General features: G+C 74.9%; 14 protein-coding genes. 7 read left to right on the forward strand and 7 right to left on the reverse strand.

Annotated features, from left to right (window positions below; all coding sequences use genetic code 11):
* Positions 1 to 101: 101 nt before the first annotated feature.
* Positions 102 to 1,274, forward strand: a complete 1,173-nt coding sequence (hutI, locus tag ACFVIM_RS24065) for an imidazolonepropionase (protein ID WP_384304846.1) — start codon at positions 102 to 104, stop codon at positions 1,272 to 1,274.
* Positions 1,275 to 1,400: 126 nt separating this feature from the next.
* On the opposite strand, the gene ACFVIM_RS24070 is transcribed toward hutI, so the two are convergent.
* From ACFVIM_RS24070 to ACFVIM_RS24100, 7 genes are all read right to left on the reverse strand, one after another.
* Entirely contained in the window at positions 1,401 to 2,276 is an 876-nt protein-coding gene (locus tag ACFVIM_RS24070) for an NmrA family NAD(P)-binding protein (RefSeq protein ID WP_384304849.1), read from the reverse strand.
* A 107-nt stretch (positions 2,277 to 2,383) separates the two neighbouring features.
* Positions 2,384 to 3,499 carry a mannosyltransferase family protein gene (locus tag ACFVIM_RS24075; RefSeq protein WP_384304851.1) on the reverse strand — a complete coding sequence of 372 codons (1,116 nt, stop codon included), beginning with the start codon at positions 3,497 to 3,499 and terminating at the stop codon, positions 2,384 to 2,386.
* A 213-nt stretch (positions 3,500 to 3,712) separates the two neighbouring features.
* Complete coding sequence (locus tag ACFVIM_RS24080; RefSeq protein ID WP_384304854.1) at positions 3,713 to 4,963, reverse strand: cytochrome P450; 1,251 nt, start codon at positions 4,961 to 4,963, stop codon at positions 3,713 to 3,715.
* Between the two features lie 215 nt (positions 4,964 to 5,178).
* Entirely contained in the window at positions 5,179 to 5,553 is a 375-nt protein-coding gene (locus ACFVIM_RS24085; protein WP_384304857.1) for a DUF742 domain-containing protein, read from the reverse strand.
* Positions 5,550 to 5,996, reverse strand: a complete 447-nt coding sequence (locus tag ACFVIM_RS24090) for a roadblock/LC7 domain-containing protein (RefSeq protein ID WP_384304860.1) — start codon at positions 5,994 to 5,996, stop codon at positions 5,550 to 5,552. Before ACFVIM_RS24090 ends, ACFVIM_RS24085 begins: the two co-directional genes overlap by 4 nt.
* Positions 5,993 to 7,903: an ATP-binding protein gene (locus ACFVIM_RS24095; protein WP_384304862.1), complete on the reverse strand. Its 1,911-nt coding sequence runs from the start codon at positions 7,901 to 7,903 to the stop codon at positions 5,993 to 5,995. Before ACFVIM_RS24095 ends, ACFVIM_RS24090 begins: the two co-directional genes overlap by 4 nt.
* A 1,253-nt stretch (positions 7,904 to 9,156) precedes the next feature.
* Positions 9,157 to 10,164 (reverse strand): RNA polymerase sigma factor SigF, encoded by a 1,008-nt coding sequence (locus ACFVIM_RS24100; protein WP_384304881.1) that lies wholly within the window; start codon positions 10,162 to 10,164, stop codon positions 9,157 to 9,159.
* A 273-nt stretch (positions 10,165 to 10,437) separates the two neighbouring features.
* Here ACFVIM_RS24100 and ACFVIM_RS24105 point away from each other — a divergent pair, with 273 nt between their 5' ends.
* The 6 genes from ACFVIM_RS24105 to ACFVIM_RS24130 form a co-directional block, all read left to right on the forward strand.
* Positions 10,438 to 10,806 (forward strand): STAS domain-containing protein, encoded by a 369-nt coding sequence (locus ACFVIM_RS24105; protein WP_384304865.1) that lies wholly within the window; start codon positions 10,438 to 10,440, stop codon positions 10,804 to 10,806.
* A gap of 228 nt (positions 10,807 to 11,034) precedes the next feature.
* Positions 11,035 to 11,547, forward strand: coding sequence for an ATP-binding protein (locus ACFVIM_RS24110; RefSeq protein WP_384304868.1), 513 nt, complete (start codon positions 11,035 to 11,037; stop codon positions 11,545 to 11,547).
* A gap of 498 nt (positions 11,548 to 12,045) precedes the next feature.
* Complete coding sequence (locus ACFVIM_RS24115; RefSeq protein ID WP_384304871.1) at positions 12,046 to 12,714, forward strand: peptidase; 669 nt, start codon at positions 12,046 to 12,048, stop codon at positions 12,712 to 12,714.
* Between the two features lie 2 nt (positions 12,715 to 12,716).
* Positions 12,717 to 13,064, forward strand: a complete 348-nt coding sequence (locus tag ACFVIM_RS24120; protein WP_384304873.1) for a hypothetical protein — start codon at positions 12,717 to 12,719, stop codon at positions 13,062 to 13,064.
* Positions 13,061 to 14,131, forward strand: coding sequence for a hypothetical protein (locus ACFVIM_RS24125; RefSeq protein ID WP_384304876.1), 1,071 nt, complete (start codon positions 13,061 to 13,063; stop codon positions 14,129 to 14,131). The genes ACFVIM_RS24120 and ACFVIM_RS24125 overlap by 4 nt, the downstream gene beginning before the upstream one ends.
* A partial coding sequence (locus ACFVIM_RS24130; RefSeq protein ID WP_384304878.1) for a hypothetical protein occupies positions 14,128 to 15,401 on the forward strand: 1,274 nt, incomplete at its 3' end. The genes ACFVIM_RS24125 and ACFVIM_RS24130, both read left to right, overlap by 4 nt.

A 15,401-nucleotide genomic window follows, 5' to 3' on the forward strand; every position in this document is an offset into this window, starting at 1 on the left:
CCCGCGTTCCGTCCTCGCCCTCGGCCTAGGCTGGCCCGCAGGGCGTACGGCGGGCCGGAGACCCCGGCCCCGGGCCCCACCGAGAGGACCACTGAGGACCTATGAGCGCCACCCTCGTCACCAACCTCGCCAGCCTCGTCACCAATGACCCCGCCCAGGGGGACGGCTCCCGGCTCGGGGTGATCAGCGGGGCCGCCGTCGTCATCGAGCGCGGGGAGGTCGCCTGGGTCGGGCCCGCGCGGCAGGCGCCCGCCGCCGACGCGGTGCACGACGCCCAGGGGCGGGCGGCCATCCCGGGGTTCGTGGACTCGCACTCCCATCTGGTCTTCGCGGGGGACCGCACCCAGGAGTTCAACGCCCGGATGTCCGGCCGGCCCTACCGTGCGGGCGGCATCAGGACCACGGTCGCCGCCACCCGGGCCGCCACCGACGAGGAGCTGGAGGCCGGTCTCGTACGCCATCTCGGGGAGGCGCTGCGGCAGGGGACGACGACCTTCGAGACCAAGTCGGGGTACGGGCTGACCGTCGCCGACGAGGAGCGGGCGCTGCGGATCGCCGCCCGGCACACCGAGGAGGTCACCTACCTCGGGGCGCATATCGTGGCGCCGGAGTACGCGGACGACCCGGCCGCCTATGTGGAGCTGGTGACCGGGCCGATGCTCGACGCGTGCGCGCCGCACGCCCGCTGGGTGGACGTCTTCTGCGAGACGGGCGCCTTCGACGGTGACCAGGCACGGGCCGTGCTCACCGCCGGACGGGCCAGGGGGCTGGTGCCGCGCGTCCACGCCAACCAGCTCGGCCCGGGGCCCGGGGTGCGGCTCGCGGTCGAGCTGGGGGCCGCGAGCGCCGACCACTGCACCCATCTCACCGATGCCGATGTCGACGCCCTCGCCAGTGGGAACACGGTGGCGACGCTGCTGCCGGGCGCCGAGTTCTCCACCCGGGCGAGCTGGCCGGACGCGCGGCGGCTGCTGGACGCCGGGGTCACGGTGGCGCTGTCCACGGACTGCAACCCCGGCTCGTCGTACACGTCCTCGATGCCGTTCTGTATCGCGCTCGCGGTACGGGACATGGGCATGACGCCGGACGAGGCCCTGTGGTCCGCGACGGCGGGCGGCGCCGCCGCCCTGCTGCGGACGGACATCGGACGGCTGACCCCCGGCGCCCGCGCCGATCTCGCCCTGCTGGACGGGCCGAGCCATGTGCATCTGGCGTACCGGCCGGGGGTGCCGCTGGTGGACGCGGTGTGGCGGCGCGGCGAGCGGGTGCGCTGACGGTCCCGCGCGGCGGGCGGGTGCGCTGACGGTCCCGCGCGGCGGGCGGGTGCGCTGACGGTCCCGCGCGGCGGGCGGATCCGCTGACGCGGTACGGGAGGTGCGCCGGGCCGCCCCCGGGCCCGCTCAGCTCGGCCGCAGATGGCGGTAGACCGCCGGGTTCTCCCGCAGGAAGGCCGAGAAGGGGGTGGCCGGGCGCTCGGCCAGCTTCGGCACGGCGTCCGACACCATCGCCATCTCGCCCGCCGCGATGGCCTCGTACGAGGTGACCCAGCCCGTCACCTCCCACTCCCGCGCGCCGTAGTGCGCGCGGGAGGTGTACGCCTCCTCGCGGGTCTCGGCCACATAGGTGACCTCGCGGCCCGCGAACCGGCTCAGCTCCTCGGCCGCCTCCGCCAGGGTGAGCGCGGCCGGGCCCGTGAGGTCGTAGGTCACCCCGTCGTGGCCCTCGCCCAGCAGCACGCCGACCGCCGCGTCCGCGATGTCGTCATGGGCCACCGCCGAGACCCGGCCGTCGCCCGCCGGGCCCCGGATCACGGCGTCGGGGCCGGGCATCGCCGCCAGCGCCGCGCAGTAGAAGCTGTTCCGCAGAAAGGTGTGGGCCACTCCGGTGGCGCGGATGTACTCCTCGGTGTGCCAGTGGTCCCGCGCGAAGGTGAAGGTGGCCTCGGGCCCCGCGCCGAGGAACGACACGTACACGATCCGTTCCACCCCGGCCGCCACCGCCGCGTCCACGGCGGTCATCTGCTCCCGTACCCGCTCCCGTGACTCCTTCGCCGACACCAGGAAGAGGGTGCGGGCCCCGGCGCAGGCCCGCTCCATGGCCTCCCCGTCCCCGTACGGCGCGGGCGATCCGACCGTCGCCCCGGAGATCGACGGCAGCCGCGCGGGCTCCCGGCCCAGCAGTCTCGGCTCCGCCCCGCGCTCCGCGAGCCGCCGTGCCACCCGCCCGCCCAGACGACCGCTGACACCGGTGACGGCGATGACATGAGCGGGGGCCATGGCGGGTTCCTCTCCCTCGACGGACGGTGGTTCTCCGAGGGTCAGTCTCGTCGGTGAACGGTGCGTCCGCAGGTCGGTCCCGTGCCCCGGACCGGGCCCGGGCCGCGTTACGGAGGCCCTGAGCCGTGCAGCCAGAACGCCCCGTACCCCGCCGCCACCGCGACGGCGGCCGCGACCACCGCCCACGCCCGCCCCGGCCGAGTCCGCGCGAGCGCCAGCCCCAGCGGGATCAGCAGCGGGAACGCGGGCAGCAGCAGACGCGGTTTGGAGCCGAAGTAGCCGGAGGAGCAGACCGCCAGGAGGGCGACGATCCCGCAGTAGACCAACAGGGGCGGGGGCTGTCCCTGACGTACGCCCTTCCAGAAGAGCCGGCCCAGCAGCGCCACGCCCACGGCGAGCGCGAGACCGGCCGGGAACGCGGCGCTGAAGAGCAGACCGCCGATGAAGCGGGCGAAGGCGAGCCCGCCGTCGAACCCGTTGCCCCAGGCCCCCTGGACCTCCAGATAGCCGAACAGGGAACCGGTCCGGTGGCCCACCCACAGGACGTACGAGGCCGCCCCGAGCGGTGCCAGCGCCATCCCCAGCAGCAGTCGCCGCCGGTCGGACGCGCGCCGCCAGGCGAGGAGCGCGCCCACCCAGACGGCGGCCGCGACCGCCAGACCGACCGGGCGGGTCAGGCCCGCGAGGGAGGCCAGCAGCCCGGCGGTGATCCACTGGCCGCGCAGGACCGCGTACAGGGACCAGGCGGCGAGCGCCGTGAAGAGCGACTCGCTGTAGGCCATGGACTGGACGACGGAGACCGGCAGCGCCGCCCACAGGGCGACGGTGAAGAGCGCGGCCCGCTCCCCGTACACCAGGTCCACCACCCGGAAGATCCCCCAGGCCGCGAGCGGTCCGGCGACCGCGCTGACCACGAAGCCCGCGCCGCCGGGCGTGAGCGGGCCGGTCGCCGTGAGGGCCTGCTCCAGCCAGGGCAGCAGCGGGAAGAACGCCATGTCGGACAGGACCCGGCCGTCGGGCGCGGTGAGGGTGAAGTCATAGCCGTGCTCGACGACCCGGGCGTACCAGAGGGAGTCCCAGCGCTCGGTGAGCAGACCCCAGGCGCTGCGGTCGGCGCGCCAGGCCCAGAGGAAGAGGACGGCCAGACAGAGCGCCCGGATCCCGAGGTAGAGCGGCAGGGCGTGCCGTAGCGCGGAGTGCCCCTGGGGGCGGGCGGGTGCCATGCCGGTGTTCCTCTCCCGGACCAACCACCGGCCCAACCCCTCCACCCTACCCAGCGCCGCCCGGAGCCCTGGCGGCTGACCGCCAGGGCTCCGGGTGGACGCGGGCGGGGGATCCGGACGTACGGGAGATCGGGATCTACGAGCCGTACGAGCCGTACGAGGCGTACGTGAGGTCAGGGATCGCGGCGCACGGGGTCTCTGAACCCGGCGCGTTCAGGAACCCAGACGTACGGGGAGCCGCTCCACGCTGTTGCCGACGAAGCTGGTGTGCCGGGGCAGCTCCGCCGCGGCCACCGCCGGCTCCAGCCCGGGGAAGCGTTCGAACAGCGCCCGCAGCGCCACCGCCGCCTCCATCCGGGCCAGCGGCGCCCCCAGACAGAAGTGCGCGCCGTGCCCGAGCGAGAGATGACGGGCCGCGCCGGGCCGGGACGGCCGCAGCACGTCGAACCGCCCGGCGTCGGGCCCATGGGCCGACGGGTCGCGCCCGGCCGCCGAGTACCCGGCGAGCACCGGAGTGCCCCGGGGGATCAGTGTCCCGTCGACGTCGATGTCCCCGACCGGGTAGCGGAACGGGAAGTAGCTCACCGGGCTGTCCCAGCGCAGCGTCTCCTCCACCACGTCCATCCAGCCCGCCGCCCCCGACCGCACCAGCTCCAGCTGGCTCCGGTCGGCGCACAGCGCCCGCACCGCGTTGGTGATCAGATTGAGCGTGGTCTCGTGGCCCGCGATGACGAAGAGCACCAGGGTCCCGATCAGCTCCTGCTCGGTCAGCCGGTCCCCGTCCTCCGCGCGGGTGGCGATCAGCGCGCTGGTCAGATCGTCGCCGGGCCGGTCCGCGCGGCGCGCGACGACCGTGCCGAGGACCGCGATCAGCTCCTGGCCGGCCGCCACCGCGTCCGCCGGGCTGATCGAGGTGGAGACGACCAGATGCGACAGCTCGTGCAGCCGCCGCCGGAACTCGGGGTCCACCCCGAACAGCTCACAGATCACGCTCATCGGCAGGGGCATCGCGTAGTGCGCTCGCAGATCGACGGCTCCGCCCCCCGCGCTCCCGGCGGCCTCGGCCAGACCGTCGAGCAGCTCGGCCGTGATGGCCTCCACCCGGGGGCGCAGGGAGTCCACCCGGCGGGCGGTGAACGCCTTGCTCACCAGGGAGCGCAGCCGCCGGTGCTGCTCCCCGTCGCTGGTGAGCATGCCGGGGGTGACCGCGAAGGCGAGCAGCGGCCACCCCTCGGGTATCCGTCCCTCCCGTAACGCGGTGAAGTGCGCCGGGCTCTTCGCCACATCGGTACGGGAGAGGAACTCCTTCAGCGTCTCGTGCCCCAGCACCATCATTCCCCTGATCTCGCCGGGAAGGACGACGTCGGTCACGGTGGTCCGCGCGAGCAGGGCGGCGTTGGCGGCGTGGGGGCAGCCGCCGCCGGGGTCGGGACGGTAGGGCCGCTGGGCGGGTGAGGTGCTCAACTCGTCTCTCCTGACATCCGGAAGACAGCGGGACGGACGGAGGAACAGCGGAACGGAGGGAACGGTGGGAACAGACGGAACAGACGGAACGGTGGGAACAGACGGAACGGACGGAACAGCGGAACGGACGGGCGGGCGGAGAGGCCGGGGCGTGGCGCCCGGGAGTGCGGACCGGCCGGGATGCGGACCGGCCGGGACGGTACGCGTGCGGGAGGTCAGAGGCGGGTCTCCAGGCCGTTGAGCACCTTGCGCAGTATCGCCACGTCGGCGTCCTCGACCCCGGCCCCCGTCCCCGTCGGCCGTACCACCACCAGCCCCCAGGCGATCAGGTCCGCCAGCAGCACCCGCACCACCCAGGACGGCAGCCCCAGCCGTGCCGCCACCTCCCCGGCCGGCCGGGGCGCCCGGCAGTGGGCGAGGACCAGGCCGTGCTCGGGCGGGAGGGCGGTCGGCGGCGCGATCCCCGCCGACAGCACCAGGGCGTCGGGGCGCAGGGGCGGACCCCCGGGGGCCGCGCGGCCCCCGGTGATCACATAGGGCCGCACCGGCGGCGCGTTCCCGGGGGTCCCGCCCTCCCCGCCGTCCGTCATGCGAGATCGGTCACGGCGTCACGGGGTCCGCTGCTCAGATGGGCCCCGATCTGGGCCACCAGATGCTGCATCCGCCGGGCCACCAGCCCCACATCGGCCTCGGTGTCGGTCGCCACTCCCAGATGGGCGCCCACCCCGGCATGGGTGAAGAGGACGAATCCGTGCTCCGACTCCACCATGAGCTGGCGCACCCCGGCCTGGCGGCCGAAGAGCAGGGCCGTGGTGGAGCGCCCGGTCATCGTCATCGCCGCGCAGGCGGCGGAGAACGCCTCGGCCTCGGCGACGCCCAGCGCCGGGACGGGACCGGTCAGCCGCTCGGCGGAGGCCTGGCCGAGCCTCAGCCCGTCCTCGGAGACGACGACGGCGTGCCGCACGCCCGGCAACTCGATCAGGGGGCGGAGCATCCAGCCAAGATCGGGCAGTCTGGTGATGGTTCCGGTCATGGCCGGCCTCCATGGGGTGTCTCGGGGATGGTGGGGGGTTGGTGGATCCGGGCGTCCGTGAGGTCCGCGCGCCCTCGCCGTGCCCCGGCCACCACATTGCTGACCGATGAGCCGGCGTCCTCCGGCGTCCACCGCGCGGAGCCGTCCTGGACGGGGGCGTACCCCCGTACTCCGCCGGGGCCGGGGAACGCCTCCGAGGAGGTGGAGGGGGACCGCCTGGGCAGCGGCGCCCTCGCGGCGGGCGGCGCGGGCAGGGTCCCAGGAGGGGGTCCGGGGAGGGGGCCGGGCGCCAACCCGGGCAGGGGGCCGGGCGGCGGCCCCGGGCGGTGATCGTGGACCGTGCCGTGCGCCCCGGCCGCCGGCCCTCCGGCGCCGTATCCCGGGGCCCGGTGCTGTCCGGCGCCGTACACCCTGGCTCCGGGCCGACCGGTGCCATGCGTTCCGCTCTCCGGGCCCGTGAGTCCCGGCTCCGCGAGTCCCGTGTGTCCCACGGCTCCCGGTCCCGTGTGTCCCGCGGTATCCCAGGTGTACGGCTCCTCCAGCGGCGTAGAGGGCTGCTCGAAGGGGGCCGCGGTGTGCTGCGGTGCCTCCTGGTAGCCGGCCGGAGGCGTCATCGCGCCCTGGTAGCCGCCGTGGTGTGCCGGGGCGGGCTGAGGGTGGTGCCCCTCGTCGGCGGCCGCCGTTCCCGTCCTCCCCGTGAACGCCGGGTACGCGGGGGTGAGCGGCCCCTCGGCCGACTGGACCGTGGGGGACACAGGGGCCAGGGGCCCGGCCGCCGGGTGCCGTGGCTGATCCGCCGGCGTCCCGGCCCAGGCGGGGCGCGCCACAGGGCCGCGCTCCGGTGTCCGCGAGGGCGGCTCCGTGAGCAGCCGGTGCGGGAGGAACACCACCGCGCGGGTGCCGCCGTACGCCGAGGTGCCCGCGAGATCGACGCCGAAGCCCAGTTCACGGGTCCAGCGCCCGGCGCAGGCGAGGCCGAGTCCGGTGGCGCCGCCCGGCTCCGGGCGGTCGGGGAGCCCGGGTCCCTCGCGGAGCAGGCCCATGGCGTGCCGCAGCGCCTCGGGGGACATGCCCCGGCCCGCGTCATCGATCTCCACCACCGCTCCGGCGCCGACCTCGCGGACGGTCACCACCACACGGGCGCCGGAGGGGGAGTGGGCCGTCGCGTTCTCCAGCAGTTCGGCGAGGGTGTGGATGACGCCCTCGGTGGCGGGGGGTGTCACCAGCGGCCACTGCTCGCCGTGGAGTTCGACCCGGGCGAAGTCCAGGATCCGCGACTGGGCGGCCCGTACACAGTCATAGAGGGAGACGGGCCGGTTCTCCTCGCTCGCGGGCCACACCCCGCACATCACCAGCAGCGTCTGGGCCTTGCGGATCATCCGGGCCGCCGCGTGGTCGGCCAGCAGCACCTCGGTCACCACCCCGGGGTCCTCGACGGCGCGCTCCACCCGGTCCAGCGAACGCTGTTGGACCAGGGCCAGCGAGTGCACCGCGCGGGCCAGGGAGACGAAGGCCGCCCGCGCGGACTCCGGCAGCGGCCGCTCCTCGTATCTCCGGCTCGCCGTGGCGAGGGCGGCCGCCTCGATCACCGCCTCCAGCGTCCGTGCGAACTCCTCGCCGACCTCGTCCGTGTGCGCCAGCGGCCCCGGCACCCCGTCGGCCCGCCGGGTGCGCGCGCGCTCCGCCAGCGCGGGCAGCCGTACGGAGGCGAGATGGGCCAACTCGGCGGTGCGCGCCCGGTCCGTGGCCCCGTGGTGGTCGGCGCGGGAGAGCGCGGAGCGCAGCAGCCGGGCCAGGGTGACGGCCCAGCAGAGCGCCAGTGTCGCGACGGCGGCGCAGGCCCAGGCGAGCACCTGCCGCCAACCCGCGCCGCTGTACCGCTCGGTGAGGACGGCGGCGGCGGACACGGCGCAGAGCGCCGCCAGCGGGCACCACGGCGACGTGGCCCCGCGCCCCCCGCTCACCGCGCTGCCCCGGCGCGAACGGAACGCGCCCCCGGTCGGCGGGACGGTGGACAGGACCGCGTCTGTGCCGGGGCGCCGATCGCGTCGCGGGTACGGAGGGCACCCGGGGCCCCCGGGCCACGGAAGGAACAGCGGGCGCCCAGCGCGGTGCGGACACCGAGCGGACCGGGCGCACCGAGGGCGCCGGGGACTCCTAAGACGCCTAACGCGCCTAAGACGCCTGATAACACGACCACGAAGACCACGACCACGAAGACCGCGCCTTTCCCGAAGACCGCTCCACCCGGACGGAACCGGACCCCCGAGAAGAATCGGGAGCGGTCCGATCCTACGATCAGCGGACCATGTTCGAATATCAGTTGGCGAACACCCGCCAGATTGACGCCGCTTTTCTCGTTGACGCGCACAAGATCTCATCCGCCACGGGGGTAACAGAGGTGCCCGGGGCCATCGGCGTTCACGGTGCGCGCCGGGCCGGGACGGGGAGCCGCGGGGGCGGATCCGCGGGCGCCCGGGGCGGGTTCGGCCGCCGGGGCGGTACGGCGCGGCCTCGCCGCCCGTGTGGTGGCGCGACCGCTGACACCACCATGGACGGAAGCGCGGGGGCGGGCCGGGGCGGCGGCTGACGGAACCGGGGCCGGGGCGGCGCTCTGGACGGGGGAAAGCGTTCGGTGTCCGCGTGACGGGGCGCGGGTGGCGAGATGTTCGGCGGGTAAGGCGTTTTGTCGACTCGGTTGGCCTCTCCCCACATGATCATCGGACTCGGGGAGACGAATTCCGGAGAACTTTCACGAGAAGTCCACGGGAAAACAGGGAAAAGGCGGCGGGGAGCCTGCCCTCGGGGAATCGAACACCCTTCTGGCGGAATCGTTTCCCTGTCCCGCGGACACCGATGGACGAGGGTCCCTTTCCGCCGGAAAGGGACCCTCGCCGCTGCGGCCCGGTACGGGGCCGGCCCGCCGTGCCGCGCGGGTCCGGCCCGGTGTGGCCGTTGGTCCCCCGGGACCGGTCCGCCCCGGACCCGGGCCCGTCACACGGACGCGGCGGCCCCTGACCGCTGACGCGTCCCGTCGCCGCGCTGATGGCGCACGGGACGGCACCCGCCACGGTCGCTGACGCGTCCCCGCCCTCCCCCGTCACCCGCTGCCCCCTGCGGGCGGCGCGTGCGCCGGGCGGACTCACCCGCCCACGGGCGCTCACTCGTCGAGCGTCAGGCCCCTGCGCAGCTTGACGAGGGTCCGGGAGAGCAGCCGCGACACATGCATCTGGGAGATGCCCAGCTCGTCGCCGATGTCCGACTGCGTCATGTTGGCGACGAAACGGAGCGAGAGGATCTGGCGGTCGCGCGCCGGAAGGCCCGCGATCAGGGGCTTGAGCGACTCGATGAACTCCACGCCCTCGATGGCGTGGTCCTCGTACCCGATCCGGTCGGCGAGGCTGCCCTCGGCGCCACTGTCCTCGGCGCCGCCCGAGCCCCCGGCGGTCATGGAGCCCGCGTCCAGGGAGCTGGCGGTGTAGCCGTTGCTGGCGACCATGCCCTCCACGACCTCGTCCTCGCCGATCCCCAGGTGCGCCGCGAGTTCGGCGACGGTGGGGGAGCGGTCCAGTCGCTGTGCCAGCTCGTCGGTGGCCTTGGCCAGGTCGAGCCGGAGCTCCTGGAGGCGGCGTGGCACCCGTACCGACCAGCTCGTGTCCCGGAAGAACCGCTTGATCTCGCCGATGATGGTCGGCATCGCGAAGGTGGGGAACTCCACGCCCCGGCTCAGCTCGAACCGGTCGATCGCCTTGATCAGCCCGATGGTGCCGACCTGGACGATGTCCTCCATCGGCTCGCTGCGGGTCCGGAACCGCGCGGCGGCGAACCGGACGAGCGCCAGGTTCAGCTCGACGAGCGTGTTCCGTACATACGCGTGCTCGTGGGTGCCCTCGTCGAGGAGTTCGAGCCGGGCGAAGAGGGTTCTGGAGAGGGCGCGGGCGTCGAGTGCGCCGATCGTGTCGGCGGGCGGGATCTCGGGCAGCGGCTCGTCGAGCGGGCCGGGGAGCCCGGCGGCCGGGGGTTCGGGGGCCCCGAGAGGGTCGTTCGGATCGTCGAGGTCGCCGCGGACACGGCCTGGGTCGCCCAGGTCGTTCGCCGGGCTGTCGCTGGTCATGGGTGTCGACGGCGCGGTCGGGGGAACACGCGTGGCGTCGAGCCGGGGTGACATGGTCTCCTCCATCGTTCTCGGCGTATGGCCGCCGAAGCCCTTGCACACTCTGCGGTGAGCGGCGCCTCCAAAGCCGGTCGTGGGGTTGGCTGTCTCTTTTCGGTCCTTACCAGCCTTACCGGTTACCCCCGAGCGAGGGCAAGTGTTAAATGCCCTTTATGTCTGCTTTGTTAGGGACTGGCGCTGGCCCGCTCCGAGGGAAAGGCGTAGTGTTCCCCGCGAGTCATCGGGAGAAGTCAGACCAGATGTATGACACGGCGAAGAGGGACGAGCATGGACCGCGGGACGGTCGGCAGCGCCAGTCGGGGCCGACTTCAGGTCGAGGTCCGGACCGTGGGCCACAGCGAAGTGGTCACCCCGGCGGGTGAGTTGGATCACCACACCGCCGAACTCCTCAGCGGCCCCCTGGAAGCGGCGCTCGCGCAGGGCCGCTCCCGTCTCGTCATCGACTGTTCGCGGCTGGAGTTCTGCGACTCCACCGGGCTGAATGTCCTGCTCGGCGCCCGGCTGAGGGCGGAGGCGGCCGGAGGGGGGGTCCACTTGGCCGGGATGCTGCCCGTGGTGGCGCGGGTGCTGGAGATCACCGGCGCGGAGGCGGTCTTCACCGTGCACGCGACGGTCGATGACGCCCTTCCCGGCTGACCCTCCTCGCTGACCCCGCACCGCCCCCCTCGGTGGGTTCGCTCCGCTCTCGGCGTACTGAGTGCTTCGTGAGTGTTGTCACCCATCGGCAGGGCAGGAGAACTTCCGCGGGCGACCCCGCGGGCGCCGGAGGTCCGGCACTCTGTGTACAGGCGGTACGACAGGAGTGTCATCCGCCTGGCGTAGACATGACATTGGTAACTGGTGAATCGGTGAGGTGAAGCGCTGATGAGCACCACCCGGCCGCAGCAGCCGGGCGACCTCGGCCCCGAGCCGGATGGCGTCGTCGGCTCGATCCCCCCCGGCCCCGGCGGCTCTCCCGGGGCGACCGGCGGCCCCGTACGGCGTCTCGCCCTGGCCAGCGCCAGTGGCATCGTCCCGCTCGCCCGTGACTTCACCCGCCAGGCGCTCTACGACTGGGGCTGGCTGCCCGCCGCCACCGCCGACCGCCGGGCCGCCGCCGAGGATGTCCTGCTGGTCGTCTCCGAACTGGTCACCAACGCCTGTCTGCACGCGGAGGGCCCGGAGGAACTGCGGGTCAGCTGTGACGGCAAGGTCCTGCGGCTGGAGGTGTCCGACCGGGGGGCGGGTCAGCCCGCGCCCCGCACTCCCCACCGTGCGGGGCGCCCCGGAGGCCACGGGATGTTCATCGTCCAGCGCCTCTGTCTCGACTGGGGGGTCCTCCGGGTGCCGGGGGCGCCCGGGAAGACGGTCTGGGCGGAGCTGGCCGCCCCCGTGTGATCCGCCCGTCCGGGCCGTCGGCGCGGGGCTGCCGCTCCGGCAGGTGAGGGGCCGCCCGTCCCGCGGGGGCCGGTGGCCCGCGTCCCTGTCCTGCGCGGAGGCCGGTGGCCTGCGTCCCTGTCCTGTTCGTGTGCCCCGGCCGCCGTCCCGCGCCGGGGTTTCCCCTTTTCCCGGGGAGTCCCCGGAGGTGCCCCGGGCCGTGCCTCCCGCTGTGGCGCACGCTTCCCCCGCACCTCTCCTCGCGGCCTTCCCCCGGGCCCTTCCCCGCGCACTTCCCTCGCGCCGGGCGGGGCCGGGCGGGGCCGGGCGGCCCTCCTCCGTGGGGAGCTCTTGTGGAGCGCCGCGGCCGGAGGCGCCTTCGCTCTTCCCTCCCCACGGTCCCCGGCGTACCTTGAGCGCCCGATCTGATGTGCCGTCAGTTATGTCTCCGGTGGTGGTGGAGGGGGTGCGGGACGGCGGGTCGGTCCGGAACCGCGACGATACGAGGGGAAGGCTCAGGTGAGGTACCAGAAACGGCCGGTTCTCGCGCTGGCGGCGGCGCTGGTGGCGGGCCCCGTGGTCATCCTGGCCGCGTCCGGCGCCGAGGCGGCCGTGGTGGACGTCGACTACCAGTGCCGGACCCCGATCGGGCCCAAGGGCGCGGTCTCCCCCATCGAGATCACGTCCCAGAGGAACGGCGGCGGCTACCGGCTGACGATGTCCTTCCGCAAGGGCGTCTCCGCCAGCCCGGTGGAGCTGGGCAAGGGGGCCATGACCCCCAGCGCCACGATCAAGGTCGCGGGCGCCGACTCCGGCACCGTCACCGTCACGGGCCCGCCGAACGCGGCGGCGATCCCCGCCGACAGCCCGATCAGGATCGGCGACCTCTCGGGCACCTACACCCCGCGCGCCAGCGGCAAGGTCACCTTCACCCCCGGGGTGCTGACCATTCGCGCCCTCGGTACGGAGACGGTCTGCACGCCCAGGAACGACCCGCGTCCCTCGCTGGAGCTCCAGGTCACGGCGGCGGGCGGCGCCGGTGACGCCGGGGACGGTGGTGAGCTGCCCAGGACCGGCCCCCTGGAGTCGGCGGTCGCGCTCGGCACCCTCGGCGGCACGGTCGTGCTCACCGGGGTGGCCGGGGTGCTCTGGCTCACCCGTCGCGGCGCCCGGCGCACCACGGGCTGACCATGGCGGCAGCCCTCGCCGTGGCGCTCCCCCCGCTGGCCGCGCCCGTCGCGCCGACACCGCTCGCGACACCGGTGTCCGCCGCCGCCCCGGCGCCCGGCTGGGGCGCCGCCCTCCGGCCGCCCGCGCGCCGGGCCGTCCCCACCGGGCCGTGGCGGGACCGGCCGTCCCCGGACCCGGTGGACATCCGGGTCACGGCCGCGCCCGACCGCGCCCGGGGCACCGCCTCGCGGACCTTCCTCCCCGGGCCCTGGCCGGTCGCCGCCGTGGCGCTGCCCGCCGGGGCGGGCCTCGCCGGGACCGTACGGTGGTGCCGCTCGCGCCGGGACCCGGCCGGGGCGGCGCCATGAGGGCGCGCCGGAGGGCCGGAGGGGCGCTGATCGCCCTCGTGCTGGCGCTGGGCGGAACCGGATTCGAGGCCACCGCCGCCACCGGGGACGGGCCCGGGGTGCGGCTCTCCCGTACCCGGGTGGAGCCGGGCGGGGAGATCACGGTCAGTGGCTCCGGGTGGCGGCCGTCCACCCTGCTGATGATCCTGGTCTGCGGCGAGAACATGATCGGCGGCACCAACAGCTGTGCCAACGCCCAGGGGCGTGCCGTCACCACCGGCCCCCGGGGCAGCTTCAGCCGCGGGCTCCCGGTGCCCGCGCCCCCCAGGCCCTGCCCCTGTGTGGTCCATGTGGCGACCGTGACCGGTGAGCCGCAGACCAGGGATCTTCCGCTCACCCTCACCGGTCACCCCACCGCCCCGCTGCCCCGCCCGGCGGGCGCCGGGCGGCTGGCCGTGCTGGCGACCACCCGGCTGGAGGGCGACTCCGGGGTGCTGGTCTTCTTCGGGGCGCCGCCGTCGCGGCGGATTGTCCTCACCGTGGGCAACCTCGGGACGGCCCCGGTCAGGGACCCGGTCTTCCGGGTGGGCACCGCCCATGGGCTCTTCGCGCCCCGCTGGGAGGAGCGACCGTGGCGCGGCACGATCAAGCCGGGGCACAAGGCGCTGGTCAGACTGGAGGTGGAGCTGCCCGCCGGGGCCCATGGGGCGTATGAGGTCTCGGTACGCCAGGGGGAGCGGCTGCTCGTCAGCCAGCCGTGGCGCCTTCCCCGGCCCTGGGGCGTGACGGTCTTCTGGGTGCTGCTGGCGGTGGTGGTGCCGACGGGTCTCTTCCGGATCGGGATGGCGGTGGTCGACCGGATCCGGCCGCCCGCCACCGCCGGAACCCCGCGAACGGTGGGAACCGCAGGAACCCAGGCTCCTCCCGCCGGGCCCCCGGCGGACGCGGTGCCCTCGCTGCCGTGGTTCGCCCCGGGCGCCGGGCCCGCCGGACTCACCGCCCCCGCCGCCGCCCCCGCCTCCGTACCGCCGCCGGGTTCCGCACCGCCCGACGGACCTGAACCGCCCACGACGAAGGGACATCCGTGAGCACCCAACGGAGGATGGGCGCGGCGGTGACCGCGCTGCTGGTCGGCGGCGCGGGGATGCTGCTGGCCGCGAGCCCCGCACGGTCCGCCGAGGTCGCCTACGACACGGAGTGCGTACCGCCCGCGATCTCCGGGCTGCCGCCCGTGGACGGCACGACCACGGCGGCGATCAGCGCGCCCGCCGAGGCGGAGGTGGGCGACGAGGTCGAGATCGTCTGGAAGACGGTCGCGGCGGCCGCCCAGAACCCCGGCGTCCTCGATCTGGCGGCGAACACCGTCACACCCACCGGCGTCCTCGTCCTCGGCGGCGCCGCCTCGGGCGAGCTGCGGGCGGAGGGGCCGCGCGAGAACCCGCCCATCCCGAAGAACAGCCCGATGGTGCTGTCGCAGATGCGGGCGAAGCTCCGGCTGGAGCGTGCGGGCGAGGTGACGGTGGCGCCCGGCGCGTACACGATCCATGTCTCCAAGCCGCTGTCGACGGACACGAGGTGCACGCCGAAGGGCACGGTGGGGGTGGGTGCGACGATCAAGGTGAGGGACGGCGGATCGTCGGGCTCCGGCGGAGGCACGGGAGGCGGCGGGACGACGGGATCGGGCGGTACGAACGGTTCCGGCGGATCCACCACGGGCGGTGGCGCCACGAGCGGGTCGGGTGGCACGAGCGGATCGAGCGGTACCACCGGCTCCGGGGGCGCGACCGGCTCCGGCGGGGCGACCGGTGGCGGCCAGGACCGCACCGACCTCCCCGGCAAGACGGTGACGGTCACCTATGACTGCGCTTCCCCCGGCCCCCGGGGCATCAGGTCCCCCATCACCGTCAGCGCCAGGAAGGACGGCGGGCGCTACGACCTCACCGTCACCACCGGCGACTCCGTGATGAACAGCCCCGCCCCGCTGCCGAAGGGCGCCATGAGGGGCGCCATGAGGATCGTCCTCGGCGGTGCCGACAAGGGCGCGGTCGCCGTGACCGGCGAGCCCAACAAGGAGGAGATCAAGGCGGGCCAGCCCGTCGGCATCGGCGATCTCACGGGCACCTACACCCCCGGCGCCACCGGCAGGTCCACCCTCAGCCCCGGCACCCTCACCATCACCGTGAACCTCGCGGGCCAGAAGATCGTGATCCCCTGCGAGGTGCGCGGCACCGCCGGCGTCTCCCTGGAACTGGACACCGCCGCCCAGCCCGGCGGCGCCGGAGGCGGTGACGGGGCGGCGGGCGGCGCGGGCGGTTCCAGCGGCTCGGGCGGCTCGGGCGCCTCCGGCTCGGGCGGCGG

It is taken from the genome of Streptomyces sp. NPDC057638 (assembly GCF_042800315.1).
GTDB lineage: Bacteria > Actinomycetota > Actinomycetes > Streptomycetales > Streptomycetaceae > Streptomyces.

Excerpts from the sequence above, each read along its gene's own strand:
- hutI (WP_384304846.1), top strand. The coding sequence starts at position 102 with ATGAGCGCCACCCTCGTCACCAACCTCGCCAGCCTCGTCACCAATGAC.
- ACFVIM_RS24070 (WP_384304849.1), bottom strand. The coding sequence starts at position 2,276 with ATGGCCCCCGCTCATGTCATCGCCGTCACCGGTGTCAGCGGTCGTCTG.
- ACFVIM_RS24075 (WP_384304851.1), bottom strand. The coding sequence starts at position 3,499 with ATGGCACCCGCCCGCCCCCAGGGGCACTCCGCGCTACGGCACGCCCTG.
- ACFVIM_RS24085 (WP_384304857.1), bottom strand. The coding sequence starts at position 5,553 with ATGACGGACGGCGGGGAGGGCGGGACCCCCGGGAACGCGCCGCCGGTG.
- ACFVIM_RS24090 (WP_384304860.1), bottom strand. The coding sequence starts at position 5,996 with ATGACCGGAACCATCACCAGACTGCCCGATCTTGGCTGGATGCTCCGC.
- ACFVIM_RS24100 (WP_384304881.1), bottom strand. The coding sequence starts at position 10,164 with ATGTCACCCCGGCTCGACGCCACGCGTGTTCCCCCGACCGCGCCGTCG.
- ACFVIM_RS24105 (WP_384304865.1), top strand. The coding sequence starts at position 10,438 with ATGGACCGCGGGACGGTCGGCAGCGCCAGTCGGGGCCGACTTCAGGTC.
- ACFVIM_RS24110 (WP_384304868.1), top strand. The coding sequence starts at position 11,035 with ATGAGCACCACCCGGCCGCAGCAGCCGGGCGACCTCGGCCCCGAGCCG.
- ACFVIM_RS24120 (WP_384304873.1), top strand. The coding sequence starts at position 12,717 with ATGGCGGCAGCCCTCGCCGTGGCGCTCCCCCCGCTGGCCGCGCCCGTC.
- ACFVIM_RS24125 (WP_384304876.1), top strand. The coding sequence starts at position 13,061 with ATGAGGGCGCGCCGGAGGGCCGGAGGGGCGCTGATCGCCCTCGTGCTG.